Origin of the sequence: Kribbella sancticallisti (genome assembly GCF_039530625.1) — a bacterium.
Lineage (GTDB): Bacteria > Actinomycetota > Actinomycetes > Propionibacteriales > Kribbellaceae > Kribbella > Kribbella sancticallisti.
In genome coordinates this window covers 415,551-428,826 of the sequence record NZ_BAAAOS010000020.1, presented here as the reverse complement: position 1 = coordinate 428,826, position 13,276 = coordinate 415,551, and the positions used below count along the sequence as shown (strand labels likewise).

The window sequence follows — 13,276 nt, the reverse complement described above, 5'->3', positions numbered from 1 at the left end:
AGGCGGCGGTTCGCGGTGGCGGCGCTGTCATGGTTGGGCGGGTTGGGCGGCCCCGCGGCCGGCGTACCGGATGACGTCGCAGTCGTCGAGGACGACGAGACCTTCCTTGATCAGTTCGTCGAGCTGGGGGAGGAAGGAGTGGATCCGGTCGTGGGTGTCGATGATCACGATGACCACGGGGAGGTCTTCCGAGAGGCTGAGCAGGCGGGTGGTGTGGATCAGGTTCGATGCGCCGTAGCCCCTTGAGTACTGTCGCGCCGGCGAGTCCGGTCTTGTGGGCTCGGTGGACGATCTCGGTGTACAGGGGCTTGTGGTGCCACTGGTCGAACTCGCCGATCATGATCGTCAGTCGGAGTGCGGTCCCGGAAAGTCTCATGGCATCCTCCAAGAGCTTCCAGCATACGGCGGCTCAGGTGAGGTCGTGGGATCCCTTCGGGACGGCGGCGTTCGAGTTCGTCAAGGCAGCCTTGGTGCGCCATCACGATGCGCAGCCCGCGCCGTGGGGGTTGTTGCCTGACGCAACGCTTCATCGCTGTCGTGCCACTCTCGGCACAGGTCACCGGTGGCGTGGACCGCCTGCAGGGGATTGCTGGGAGTTCTCGGTCAGCTCCAGTTCGAGAGTCACGTCGGTCTCGCCGCCTTCCCACTCGACGCGGATGTGACAGGGCGCGCCGCCGATCGCCAGGACCAGGCCCAGCGCGTCGCGTAAATCCCGCACTTCGGCGCGAGACAGAGCGACGTACGACGTCACCGCCGACCTGGTCTGGCCTGGAGGGACGAGCACGCGCATCCGGACCACCTCCTCATTGGCGGGTCGTACCCGATCTCGCGTCCATCACACCCCCGAAGCAGGCGTGCGCTCGACTCAGTCGGGTGGCTCGATCGGTGTTTCTCACCCTCAGTGACGTCCTGCTTGGTTGGCGCGTGTCGTACGTCGTCTTGGTCGGCGAGCGTTCGGCTCGGACCACTGGGAGGAACTGGCGAGCCTTCTAAGATCACGGCGAGGTGGCCGGCGACACCGTCCGCGGCCTGTACGACGTGGCGCATGCGGTGATGGCGGACCTGGAACAGGCGGGAATCCCAGTACGGCGATCCGTCGGATTGGGCGTCAGATGGGCGCGGGTTCGGTAGGTGGTTGCGGTGGCTCGGTGGGTTCCGGTGGCTCGGTCGGATCCGGGCGTGGCGGGTTCGGTGGTGCCGGCGGCTCGCGCGGCCTCATTCACCGACGCGCGGGTCGAGCCCCGCGTCGATGGCCCGGATGCCCGGCCGTGTGGTGCGCGAACAGGTGGGGTTTGAGCAGCAAGGGGATGGGCACGCGGACGGTGTGGTCGAGTATCAGACTTTGGTGGACGAGATCCGGGAGCTGGCTGGGTCGCCGGACAGCGCGTCGGCCGATCTCACCGCGGCTGCGACTGTCGGTGCGCTCGGCCACGTTCTGGCGGACGACAACCGGCGACGAGTGGAAGCGGTGTTGCCTGCCAGGTTGAGGGATTCCATGGCGGCGGACGGCGCCGCTGCCTCGACCACGGAGGAGACAGGATTCATCGCCGACATCGCTGGCCGCTGCGGCTGTACGACGGAGCAGGCGCGACTGCGTGCACAGGCGATGTTGTCCGTCCTCGCGCATCACGAGCCGGAGGTGTTCGCGTCGCTGCAGCCACCCGACTGGTTCGGCCGGCTGTCGCCGATCCCGCTCCCGGGGAGCGGCCTGACCCCGCTGACCGACGACGAGGTTCAGTGCGTACTCGACGATCTGCCCGACTGGACTGGTGGTGCCGAAGGGTTGATCCGCGAGGTGGTGTTGCCGTCGGAGAATGTCGACAATCTCCTACCGGCGGTCGAGGCCGTACTTCGGGAGCGGGGACAGGTCGAGCGGACTGCACAAGGCCTGACGATCACTGTCCGGCCCGAGTCCGCCGACGCGATCACGTCGTACGACGTCGACACAGCGCACCAAGTGGACGATGTGCTCGTCGCTGCCAGCGCCGCGATCTGGCGACCGAAGCGCTCAGCCGCGGGGGAGCCGATCGTGCTGTTCGGCGGCCGGGGGATGGCGGGCTGGCGGATGTGTGGTGCCGGTGCCTTCGACCTCGTGAACTCCGCGGTGCAGGGCAGGGGCGGGATGGGGATGCTGTGGTATGCCGAACATCAGTTCGCCGACTTCCTGTTGATGCTCGACTGGCGGGTCACGCACGCCTCGGACATCGGTGGCGTGCTGATCAGGTTCCCGGAGCCGGACGATGACCCGTGGATCGCTCTCGCTTCGGGCTACGAGATCCAGATGCGCGACACCGGCGAGGGTGTGAAGAGGACGGGTGCGATCTGCGGGATCCAGGCGCCGTACGCCGAACCGTCGGTGCGGCCACCACGGGAGTGGCATCATCTCGAGATTCAGGCTCGGGGACCCGCCGTGCGCGTCGGCGTCAACGGTCGTGAGGTCACGTCGTTCAACGCGTCGCGCGTGGAACGTGGCTATGTCGGTGTCCAGAACCATGACAACGACTCGCGGGTGCAGTACCGCAACATCTGGATCTTCGAGTTGAACGAATGAGCACACTCGAGAGTCGACCACGAGGCCATTACGCGCTGCGGCATACCGCCGACATCCAGATCGAGGCCTGGGCGCCGACGCGAGAGGAGTGCGTCGAGGAAGCCGTGAGCGCGCTGGTGGAAGAGATCGCAGACCTTCCGGGCAAGCGGGAGCAACGGGTGGAGACCTGGTTCCCGGTGCCGGACGCGAAGGACGCGGAACTCCTCATGATGGTCTTGGACGAAGTGATCTATCGCATGGGGACGACCGGGCAGATCCCGGTGCGGACCCACGTGTCGGCCCGGGACGAGGACGGCCTCGACGTCATTCAGTGGGTCGTCGACAGCGAGGTCGCCGGCCAGGTGAACATGCCACCGGGCGGGATCAGTCTCCATGGCCTGACCTTCGCGGCCGGCGAGACGGGGTGGCGCTGCGGGCTTGTTCTCGAGCGATGAGCTTGGCATTGGGCAGATTGGGTACCCGGCCGACTGTCATCGGCCGGCGGTCGCTCCAAACAGTCGCCGTCGACTGCCGGCCGGTGGCCCCAGACCTGACCGCGCGGGCTGCTCACAGGCCTTCGGCCGAGAGTGCACGTCGCACTTCGGGCTCCGTGCAGGTCACCTGAAGGGTGCAACTGGAGGCCCAGCAGAGTCGCTGCGCGTCGTCTACGAGATGGAGCAGGTTTGCGTCTGCGGTGACGTGTGGAACCCCATCGAGATCGAGTGCGACGACGCCAGGGCTCAGACTGCAGGCGTCCGGCAGCAACTCGCGCACCACCTCGGCAGTGTGGGCATCCAGTACGCCGGTCACTTCGATCGTGACCGCGTCCCCGGCCACTTGCAGGCAGATCCGCGTCGACGGCGCGGTCTTCGGCAGCTGACGTGAACGTCCCTGGATCGGCGACATGGAATCACTTCCTCGGGACAGTCCAACACAACGCGTGCTGCAGCAACAATCGTGCGATGCCGCTCTCTCGGACATCGGGGACGAAGGCGAGCGCAGAGACATGCAGACGTTGGTGAAATGGCGATCGCGCTCGAGGGGTGTAGGAGTCAAGGGTTTGCGGCGGTGGACTCTCGGCGGCCGGTTGGTTGCTCGTCAGTGCGACACGGAGTCGATCGTGGTGCGGATGCGGTTCGGCGAACGCGAGCGCTTGCTGGAGCGACACCCGGACGTCTTTGCGTGCCGCGACGCTTCGACGCGCATGCGAAGGTCGTCCTCCGCTTTCCGGACGCGGAACGCGACCTGGTCGAATCGGCCCTGTCGGCGGCATGGCAGTTCCAGCAACTCGCGGACTGAGCCACGTAGTCAGCCTCGGCATGAGCCCCAGCCTCGCCGGATCCTGGCTCGGCGGGATGTTGTGAGCCGCAACTGATCCAGGGCCAGAGCATCGTCCTGCGTCGTGCCTGGCCGGCTGACGATCGTAACCAGCGCACGGAGACGGCGTACGACGTCGTGGTCGCAGGTCAGCTCCGGCGGGGTGTTCTCGTACTCGCAGCGCCTCATTGCTCACCTGTGCTCGAACGTCCCCCACCGGGTATATCGCGGCGCAGGGCATGAATGTTTCACCCGCCGCGGGCGTGGCCTGGCGCAGCGGCGGCGAGGGCTCGGCGGATCCCGTCGGTGCCGTCGGTGGTTACTCATGGCGCCCACGGCGATCGTCTCTTGCCCAGCGTACGAGCGCAGCAGATCGCGGATTCTGGTGGCTCGGAAGGATCTGGCCACGAACTTGCCGAACCGTCAGATGTGGATCATCCGGCGGAGTAGTTCGTGGTGCCGGGCCGCCGTCGGTCGATCTCTGCTGCCGAAGGGACACAGTGATGAGCGCCTGACGTCCGCGTCGGCCGGTAGAGTCGTTGTTGCGTGGTCTGGCCGGATCCCCCGTACCTGCCAGGCCACGTCGTGGGCCTTGTTGCCGATAGCAACCGCGAGAGTTGAAGGACTCTCAGCTCATCGGTGGGGCGACCGTCCACAGGTTCTTGCGCTTTCCGGGCTGCTCGTGATCAGATCCGATCGTTGAGGCCTGAGATTCACCGCCCGAATCTTTGTTCGCCCGCGTGGCGAAGAGTGCTCGGCCTACACGTCGTCACGGTTCGAAGCGCTGAAGTCGTTCACGCTGCAGACGAGCACCGACGGGATCAACTGGACCACGGTCTCCGGCAGCTTCGGGAACGATGCCTTCAGCTATCAAGCTCCCCGGCCGGTGGTGCCGGACGTGCACTACAAGACGTTCAAGCTGGCCAAGCCCGTCACCACGCTGCGGGTTAGGCAGTCCAGAGGCTGTCGAGGGGAAGGACGAGGCTGCCGTCCTCATGCTGGTACGCATGCGCGCCGGTGTAGAGGATCACCGCGGCGGTGAGTCTGTCGCCGAGCTTGGTGCGGAGCGCGTCGATGCCGCGGAGGTCTTCGCGGTGGATCCGGCTTCCTGCTTTGATTTCGAAGGCGATGACATGGCCGTCGTCGGTCTCCACAACGAGGTCCACCTCTTCTCCGGTGCGGCTGCGGAAGTGGCCGACCGATACGGCAGCGTCCCACCAGCTGAGCTGTTTGAGGATCTCGCCGACGGCGAAGGTCTCGGTGAGATGGCCGTACTCGGTGAGGCTCGCAGGGTCGGCTCGGGCGAGCTTGTCCGGTGTCAGGCCGAGCAGCCAGGCGGCGACACCGGAGTCGACCAGATGGAGCTTTGGCTGGCGCGCGACCCGGGAGCCGAGAATGGTTCCCCAGGCTGGCAGTCGTTGGACGAGGAAGACGGCTTCCAGGAGTCGGAGGTAGTTCTCGGCGCTGGACTTCTCCATGCCGATGGTTTGGGCTGCGGCGGCGATGTTGAGGACTTGAGCGGTTCGGGCGGCGAACCGGCCGAGGAGGCGGGGCAGCATCTCGCGTTGCCTGATGCGACTGATCTCGATCACGTCGCGGTCGAGGACGAGGTTGACGTAGTTGGCGAACCAGCGGGCGCGAGAGCGGCCGGGCGGGCGACGTAGTGCAACCGGCAGGCCGCCTGCCGTGATACGGCGTGCATACTCGTCTCGGTCGGTGTGGGAGACGAGTCCGGCGGGATCCGGCAGGACTCCCTCGAGCAACGAGTGGATGATTCCTTCGCGGGAACCGTCGATCTCGCCCTGGGACAGCGGGTGCACCTGGACGATGTCGACCCGTCCGGTCAGCGCCTGGCCGGCCTGGGGGAGGGCCGAGTACCGCGTCGAGCCGGCAAGTACGTAGCGGCCCGGCCGTAGATCGCGGTTGAGTTCGGCCTTGATCGCATCCAGCAGCTCCGGGACGTGCTGGTACTCGTCGATCAGGACGAGCGGCCGTGAAGCGGCCCGGATCGTTGCGCACGGCGGCCCGGGTGGCGGCGTCGTCGCAGTCGATCACCCGACGCCGTGTGGCCTGAGCGAGGTGGGCGAGAAGCGTGCTCTTGCCGACGGTGCGCGGCCCCGTTGAGGACGACAACGGGCTCCTCGGTGATGCGAGCTGCGAGTACCTCGGTCAAACGCCGTTCCGCAGTGCCGGTCAGCAAACCATCCATCGTGCCATTGAATTCCGTATCTGCAAGCTTCTTCTTCCGTGTTTGCACGCACTTGTCTTCCGCATCTGCCAGTGAGTTCTTCCGCATCTGCCTGCAGCTGGGCTCTTCATGTTCGGAGCGCCATCCCGGGCGTTGCGCGTCCATGGAGAGTCTTCTGTCGGCGGCGGTCGCTACGCTTCTGACGCTGATTGATCCGGGAGGAGCAAGAGCGGGTGGACGTGGACTTTGCGCCGTTCAGTTATCTGACTGCGCCCAATGAGCGCTTGTATCGGACGGTGATGGATGCGTTCGTGCAGGCGAAGCGGCGGTTCACGGTGCATCTGCGGCCGGAGGACGTGCGGGAGTCGATGCGTGACGGCGTGGAGTTGCCGGCGATCGTCGACGCGCTGACGCGGTTGGTCGAGTGGGGGAATCTGCGGGCTGATCCGGACACGAGCCGGGTGACGACCGTTGAGGACTTCCACCGGTCCCGGTTCCTCTATCAGCTGACACGACGCGGCGAGGCCGTGGAGCAGGCGGTCACGGCGTACGACGAGGCGCTCGGCCGGCGCGGAGCTCTGCAGGCGGTGGCGCTTGCGGACATCGCCACGCAGCTCAGAGCGCTGGCCGGGTTGGCCGATGATGCCGAGCGTGATCCCGCGAAGGTGCATCTGTTGCTGCGTGGGCTCGTCGACCGGTTCACGGACCTCGCCGGGAACGCGCAGGCCTTCATGGGTTCCCTGCAGCGCACGATCGACCTGCACGACGCGGACGCCGACGTGTTCCGGGCGTACAAGGATCGGTTGATCGATTACCTCGAGCGGTTCATCAAGGACCTGGTGGCCGCCGGAGCGGAGATCGCGACGCTGGTCGGTGATCTCGAGTATCGAGGCGTCGACAGGTTGCTCGACATCGCGGCCCGGCGCGAGGCCGAGGACGCGGCACCGGGGACGACCGGGGACGACGATCCTCGGCAGGTGGAGTTCGAGCGGGTCAGGCCGTTGTGGGACGAGCGGTGGCAGGGTTTTCGTGCGTGGTTCGTCAGCGAGCCGCACCATCCGAGCCAGGCGAAGTTGTTGCGCGCTCAGGCCCGCGCCGCGATTCCTCAGCTGCTGCAGGTCGTCGCCGTACTGAATGAGCGCCGCTCGGGTCGGTCGGACCGTTCGGCGGACTTCCGGGTCCTGGCGAGATGGTTCGCCGAGGCGCCGGTTGACGATGACCTCCACCGGCTGTGGCGCGCGTCGTTCGGCCTGAGTGCGGCTCGCCACCTGTCAGTGAACGAGGAGAGCCTTGAGGAGGCGGTGCCCGCGCAGACGCCGTGGCTCGAGGCGCCGCCACTGCTCATCAGCCCGCGGTTGCGGCGGACGGGGAGCTACGAGCGCCGCGGCAAGCCGAGCCGGGTGATCGACCGCTCGATCGAGCGCCGCCACCTCAGCGACATCGCGAGGCGGGAGGCCGCCGAGACCGCGGCCGCCCGCGCGGCGCTGGCGACCACGCATCCGACTCGTCTCTCGGATGTCGGCGAGCTGGATCCAGTGGCGTTCCGCTGCTTCCTGGCGCTGCTCGGCGACGCGCTCGCGGCCAGAGTCCCCGGTCGCCGTACGGTCGAGACAACGACCTCCGACGGCGCGATGTCGGTTCGACTGACTGCTCTCGACGACGGCCGGACAGCCAAGGTACGTACGCCGTACGGCGTCTTCCGCGGCCCGGATCATCTGCTGGAGATCACGGATCTCACTGCAGCCGAGGCTGTGGAGCGGAGCGCATGAGTGGGCTGACGGACGCGCTGGCGGCGTCGCGGGCCGATGAGTCCCGGCGTGCGGCTCGGGCTTTGCTGAAGCGGCCCCTGCTTCGGCCGAGCGATGACGAGCTCGTGCTGGTACGACGTCACGCGCAACTGCTGCGGGAGTGGTTCGAACGCAACACGGGGTGGCAGCTGACCGTTGACAGCGAGATGGCGCGGTTGGTGAAGGCTGTCGCGGATGTCTCGGACCCGACGCATCCGGCGCGGGATCTGCGCTCGATGCAGGTGTTCGGCCGGCGTCGGTACGTGCTGGCGTGTCTCGCGATGGCGGCGCTGAGCCGCGCGGAGGCGCAGATCACCCTCGGGCGGCTCGCCGAGCAGGTCGTGCTGGGTGCGGCCGATCCCACGCTGGTCGCCGCGGGGGTCGCCTTCACGTTGGAGGGCCGTGAGGAGCGAGCGGACATGGTGGCGGTGGTTCGCCTGCTGATCGACATCGGCGTACTGGGACGGGTAGCAGGTGACGAGGACTCCTTCGTCAAGGAGACCGGCGATGTGCTCTACGACGTACGGCGGCGGGTGCTGGGATCGCTGCTGACGACGCCCCGTGGCCCGTCGACTGTCGAGGCGACCGGATTCTCCGGTCGGCTCGCCGAGTTGACGTACGAGCTGCCACCGACCACGGACGATCTTCGCAACCAGCGGATCCGTCACCGGCTGACCCGGCGGCTGCTGGAGGATCCGGTGTTGTACTACGACGAGCTGGACGACGACGAGCGGGCCTATCTGACCGGTCAGCGTGCCGCGATCACAGCCCGGATCACCGAGCTGACCGGTCTGCTGCCTGAGGTCCGGGCCGAGGGGATCGCGATGGTCGACCCGTACGACGACCTGACGGATGTGCGGATGCCGGAGACCGGTACCGAAGGGCATGCCACGTTGCTCGTCGCCGAGTACGTCGCCTCGCAGGCGGATCGGGTAGTACCGATCGACGAGATCCACGACCTGTTGCGCCGCAAGGCGGCCGAGCACAAGAGTTACTGGCGACGCGATGCGGCCGAGCCGGGTGCGGAGCGAGGGCTGGCGACCGTGGCTCTGACCCGGCTGCGGGCGCTGCGGCTGGTGACCTGGCATGACGATGTCGTCACGGCGCGGCCGGCGCTGGCCAGGTACGGTGTGGCCGAACCGACGATCCAGGAAGCGATGTGACTCGAGAACTACCCGAACCGCGGCTCGAGCGCTGGCAGCCGCTGCGGACCGGGCTTGTCGACCTGTTCTACTACGACCAGGAGGAGTTCTGGTTCCGCGACGGACGGCTGTTGCTGCGCGGCAACAACGGGACGGGCAAGTCGAAGGTGCTCGCGCTCACGCTCCCGTTCCTGCTCGACGGCGACATGTCGCCGCACCGCGTCGAGCCGGATGCCGACCCGAAGAAGCGAATGGAGTGGAACCTGCTGCTCGGCGGCGACCACCCGCATCCGGAGCGTCTCGGCTACACCTGGCTGGAGTTCGGCCGCCTGGTGAGCGACGGTACGGCGCAGTTCTGCACGATCGGCTGTGGTCTGAAGGCGGTGTCCGGCCGGGGCATCGCGCGGCACTGGTACTTCGTCACCACCCGGCGCGTCGGCGAGGACTTCAGGCTGGTCGATGCGACCGGCAGCGCACTCACCCGGGACCGGTTGAACGACGTGCTCGACGGCGGTGGGACGGTCTACGACCGTGCGCGGGACTATCGGCGGGCCGTCGACGAGCAGCTGTTCGGCTTCGGGGAGCAGCGGTACGGCGTACTCGTCGATCTGCTTGTTCAGCTCCGGCAACCGCAACTGTCGAAGAGGCCGAGTGAGAAGGCGTTGTCGGTCGCGCTGACGGAGTCTCTGCCGCCGTTGGATCAGGCCGTGGTTGCCGACGTCGCGGAGGCGTTCCGCAGCTTGGAGGAGGATCGCGAGGCGCTGTCGGCGATGACCGAGGCGCGCGACGCCGCGGTGTCGTTCTTGAAACACTACCGGCGCTACGCGCGGATCGTGTCGCGGCGCCGCGCCAGGCTTCCCAGGGAAGCGCAGAGCGCCTTCGAGAAGACCAGCCGCGAGCTCAGTGATGCGGAGACCGCTCTGGCGGCGGCCGAGACGCGGTTGGAAGCGGCGCGGAAGCGCTTGGGGGCTGCAGACTCGGAGCGTACCCGTCTCCAGGCCCGGGACTCCGCGTTGCGAGAGAGTCCGGAGATGCGGGACGCCCGTGAGCTGGAGCGGGCGGCACAGGACGTGGGTCGGTTGCGGGGCGAATCCGAGCGGCTCGCCGGCGAACGAGTGGTCGCGGACGCGAAGGTCCGAGGGCAGCAGGACCGGCATCAGGACGCGACGGTGCGGCTCGCCCAGGCAGGTGAGGCGCTGGGAGCGATCCGGTCCAAGGCGTCCGAAGTGGCGTCCGCGGCGCATGTGTTGCCGGATCACGTCGAGCGGATCGACCGTGCGCTGGACGCCCGCGGTGATGCCGCGGACCGGCGGGCGGAGGCCGGCGGGGACGCTGCGCAGCTGCGTGGGGAGGCCGATCGGGTCATTGAGCGGCAGCAGCGCGCGCTCGACCACGTGCAGCGGCTGCGCGGCGCGGCGGATGATGCGATGGGTGAAGTCGCCACGGCTCGACGGGTTCTGGCGGATCTCGATACGGAGCTGGCCGATCTCGCCGAGCGACGGCAGGCCGCTGCCGACCTGGTCGGCCTGACCGGGATCGAGTTGGTCTCGCAGGTGCGCGAGCATCTGGCGCGGGCAGCGGAGCTGCGGGTGGCCGACAGCGCGAGCACCGTCGCCGAACTCGAGCTGTGGGTGGAGACGCTCGCCGGCCCGAACCCGGCAGCGGCCGCGGTGACGGCCGCGAGCCAGGGGCTGGTGGCGGCGTTCGCGTCCGAATCCGCCGAGCTGCGCGCAAGGCAGCAGTCCGCTGCGTTGCGGCTCGCTGACCTGAAGGCCGAGATCGCCAGGTTGGAGCGGGGCGAGGACACGGTCCCGCCGGCGCCGTACACCCGGGACGTCGCCGCGCGGGAGGGCCGGCGAGGCGCGCCGCTGTGGCGTCTCGTCGATTTCGTCGACGATATGGGCGGCTCGGACCGTGCGGGGATCGAGGCAGCACTCGAAGTCGCCGGGATCCTGGACTCCTGGGTGATGCCGGACGGCGAACTGCTGTCGGCGGATACCGAGGACGTCCTGCTTCGCGCCGGCGAAGCGGTCCCGGTCAGCCTCGGCGCTGTGCTGCGGCCGGCAGTGGATCCGGAAGATTTCCTGGCGAGCGCCGTATCCGAGCAGGTCATCAGCGCGGTGCTGGACTCGATCGGGTACGGCGATCAGCAGGCACACGCCTGGGTGAGTGCCGACGGCCGGTTCCGGCTCGGCGTACTGACCGGTGCCTGGCACAAGCCGACTGCCACGTTGATCGGTCGCGCGGCTCGCGACGCCTCCCGGCGTGCTCAGCTCAGCGACCTTCGCGAGCAGGTCGAGGCCACTGAGGCCGAACTCGCCCAGCTCGGTCTTGCGCAGGAGCGGATTGCCGAGCGCAGGGCACGGCTCGATCGGGATGTTGCCGGCCTGCCGAGCGACGGCGGACTTCGACAGGCACACGCTGCCGTCCTGGCGCTGGCGGAGGACCAGAAACGGCTCGACGTACGTCGTGAGGCCGCGGAACGCGATGTAGTGGGCAAGACCGAGGCAGTCGGGCTCGCGCGGACAGCTTTGGAGGAGGGCGCTCGGGATTCGGGGCTGCCGGCAGATGGAGAGCTGCTGGCGAAGGTTTCGGCCGCTCTGACGGATTACCGGCTCACCCTGGTCGAGCTCTGGCCTGCGCTGGCGGCGCTCGGCGACGCACATTTGCGGCTGGCTGAGATCGCCGGGGATCTGGAGGAGGCCGAGATGGCCCTTGCCGACCTCGCGGAACGAGCAGCTGTTGCGGAGCAAGAAGCCGCTGCGGCAGCCGAGCGGCTGCGGACTCTGCAGGACACGGTCGGCGCGGCCGTCGCGGAACTGCAAGCGCAACTCGCCGAGACCGCCGATCTGCTGAACGCCAACAAATCCGAGCAAAACGCTGCTCGGGCCGAGGTCGAGCAGGAGATCGACGCACGAGGTCAGGCGAAGGGGCAACGAGACCAGCTTGCCGGGAAGCTCGAGGGCGCGGTCGAACGGCGAGCGGAAGCGGCAGAGTTGTTCCGCAGGTTCGCGGCCACCGGGCTGCTGCTCGTCGCGCTGCCGGACCTCGACGTACCCGACGCAGACTCGTCGTGGGCGCCGATCCCGGCGATGCGGCTGGCCCGCCGGGTCAACGACGACCTCGGCGACGTCGACGACTCCGACAACGCCTGGGACCGCGCCCAGCATCGGCTCAACACCGAGCTGAAGACCTTGCAGGACACACTGTCCAGGCACGGGAACCGCGCGTCGGCCGATCTGCAGGAGGAAGGCGTCGTCGTCGAGATCGAGTTCCAGGGCCGACCGGCGACGGTGTCGCAGTTGGCCGACGCCCTGGCGACCGACGTCGCCGATCGGGAGCGGCTGCTGAGCGAGCGCGAGCGTGTGGTGCTGGAGAACCATCTGGTCAACGAGGTGGCGAGCACGCTGCAGGAGCTGATTTCGGCCGCCGAGTCCCAGGTCGCCGCGATGAACGCCGAGCTGGAGTCCCGCCCGACCAGCACCGGCATGCGGCTGCGGCTGCTGTGGCAACCTCGCCCGGACGGGCCGGCCGGGCTCGCGGCCGCCAGGGACCGGCTGATGCGCCAGACCTCGGATGCCTGGTCGCCCGAGGACCGTGCGGCCGTCGGCGAGTTCCTCCAGGCGCGGATCGCCGAAGTCCGTGCCAGGGACGCGAGCGGGACCTGGCTGGAGCATCTGACCGAGGCCATGGACTACCGGGCTTGGAGCCATTTCGTCATCCAGCGGTACCAGAACGGACAGTGGAAGTCGGCCACCGGACCCGCCTCGGGCGGCGAGCGGGTCTTGGCGGCGAGCGTTCCGCTGTTCGCGGCGGCCTCTTCGCACTACAGCTCCGCGGGCAGTCCGCATGCGCCGCGGCTGATCACGCTCGACGAGGCGTTCGCGGGTGTGGACGACAACGCGCGTGCGAAGTACCTCGGGCTGCTCGCGGCATTCGACCTGGACGTGGTGATGACCAGCGAACGTGAGTGGGGCTGCTATCCCGAGGTGCCGGGACTCGCGATCTCGCAGTTGGCCCGCGCGGACGGCGTACCGGCGGTCCTGGTTACCAACTGGGAATGGGACGGCCGGCGACCACCGCCGAACATGCCGCCCAGGATGTCGCCGAGCCCACCGGCGGCACCGGTCGTTCGGGAGTTCGTGATGGGTATCCCGTTCGTCGCCCGTGCGCGGGCACCCTCGCGCACGCGGCCGAGGAGGGCGCGGTCTTCGTCCAGGCAGCGCGATCGGGACAATCGCCTGACCCAGCCCTGGTGGGGGCGCGGCTCGTCGAGGCCGAGCCCCCCGACTGGTGCGTGATCGCGTCAGGC

Annotated in this window: 8 protein-coding genes and 2 pseudogenes; 5 read left to right on the top strand and 5 right to left on the bottom strand. The window is 68.3% G+C overall.

Annotated elements, in window-relative coordinates:
• Positions 1 to 27: 27 nt before the first annotated feature.
• Positions 28 to 340: pseudogene (locus ABD255_RS18635) on the bottom strand (DUF190 domain-containing protein).
• A gap of 216 nt (positions 341 to 556) precedes the next feature.
• Complete coding sequence (locus tag ABD255_RS18630; RefSeq protein ID WP_344215543.1) at positions 557 to 790, bottom strand: hypothetical protein; 234 nt, start codon at positions 788 to 790, stop codon at positions 557 to 559.
• Positions 791 to 1,324: 534 nt separating this feature from the next.
• Here ABD255_RS18630 and ABD255_RS18625 point away from each other — a divergent pair.
• Both ABD255_RS18625 and ABD255_RS18620 read left to right on the top strand, forming a co-directional pair.
• Positions 1,325 to 2,551: a 3-keto-alpha-glucoside-1,2-lyase-like domain-containing protein gene (locus ABD255_RS18625; protein ID WP_344215541.1), complete on the top strand. Its 1,227-nt coding sequence runs from the start codon at positions 1,325 to 1,327 to the stop codon at positions 2,549 to 2,551.
• Positions 2,548 to 2,985 carry an archease gene (locus tag ABD255_RS18620; protein ID WP_344215539.1) on the top strand — a complete coding sequence of 146 codons (438 nt, stop codon included), beginning with the start codon at positions 2,548 to 2,550 and terminating at the stop codon, positions 2,983 to 2,985. The genes ABD255_RS18625 and ABD255_RS18620 overlap by 4 nt, the downstream gene beginning before the upstream one ends.
• A gap of 112 nt (positions 2,986 to 3,097) precedes the next feature.
• On the opposite strand, the gene ABD255_RS18615 is transcribed toward ABD255_RS18620, so the two are convergent.
• From ABD255_RS18615 to ABD255_RS18605, 3 genes and pseudogenes are all read right to left on the bottom strand, one after another.
• On the bottom strand, positions 3,098 to 3,436 hold the full coding sequence (locus tag ABD255_RS18615; RefSeq protein ID WP_344215537.1) for an STAS domain-containing protein: 339 nt from the start codon (positions 3,434 to 3,436) through the stop codon (positions 3,098 to 3,100).
• Positions 3,437 to 4,794: 1,358 nt separating this feature from the next.
• Complete coding sequence (locus ABD255_RS18610; RefSeq protein ID WP_344215535.1) at positions 4,795 to 5,667, bottom strand: ATP-binding protein; 873 nt, start codon at positions 5,665 to 5,667, stop codon at positions 4,795 to 4,797.
• Positions 5,668 to 5,700: 33 nt separating this feature from the next.
• Positions 5,701 to 5,787: pseudogene (locus ABD255_RS18605) on the bottom strand (hypothetical protein); the annotation flags it as partial.
• 481 nt (positions 5,788 to 6,268) lie between these two features.
• Here ABD255_RS18605 and ABD255_RS18600 point away from each other — a divergent pair.
• The 3 genes from ABD255_RS18600 to ABD255_RS18590 are packed head-to-tail and all read left to right on the top strand — an operon-like array spanning position 6,269 to position 13,265.
• A complete protein-coding gene (locus ABD255_RS18600) occupies positions 6,269 to 7,804 on the top strand; it encodes a TIGR02677 family protein (protein WP_344215533.1) in 1,536 nt (511 codons plus the stop codon).
• On the top strand, positions 7,801 to 8,985 hold the full coding sequence (locus tag ABD255_RS18595; RefSeq protein ID WP_344215531.1) for a TIGR02678 family protein: 1,185 nt from the start codon (positions 7,801 to 7,803) through the stop codon (positions 8,983 to 8,985). The genes ABD255_RS18600 and ABD255_RS18595 overlap by 4 nt, the downstream gene beginning before the upstream one ends.
• Positions 8,982 to 13,265, top strand: a complete 4,284-nt coding sequence (locus ABD255_RS18590; protein WP_344215529.1) for a TIGR02680 family protein — start codon at positions 8,982 to 8,984, stop codon at positions 13,263 to 13,265. Before ABD255_RS18595 ends, ABD255_RS18590 begins: the two co-directional genes overlap by 4 nt.
• The last annotated feature ends 11 nt before the right edge of the window (positions 13,266 to 13,276 follow it).

Bases quoted from the DNA above. Each gene is read 5' to 3' on its own strand.
- ABD255_RS18630 (WP_344215543.1), bottom strand. From the start codon at position 790: ATGCGCGTGCTCGTCCCTCCAGGCCAGACCAGGTCGGCGGTGACGTCG.
- ABD255_RS18620 (WP_344215539.1), top strand. From the start codon at position 2,548: ATGAGCACACTCGAGAGTCGACCACGAGGCCATTACGCGCTGCGGCAT.
- ABD255_RS18615 (WP_344215537.1), bottom strand. From the start codon at position 3,436: ATGTCGCCGATCCAGGGACGTTCACGTCAGCTGCCGAAGACCGCGCCG.
- ABD255_RS18595 (WP_344215531.1), top strand. From the start codon at position 7,801: ATGAGTGGGCTGACGGACGCGCTGGCGGCGTCGCGGGCCGATGAGTCC.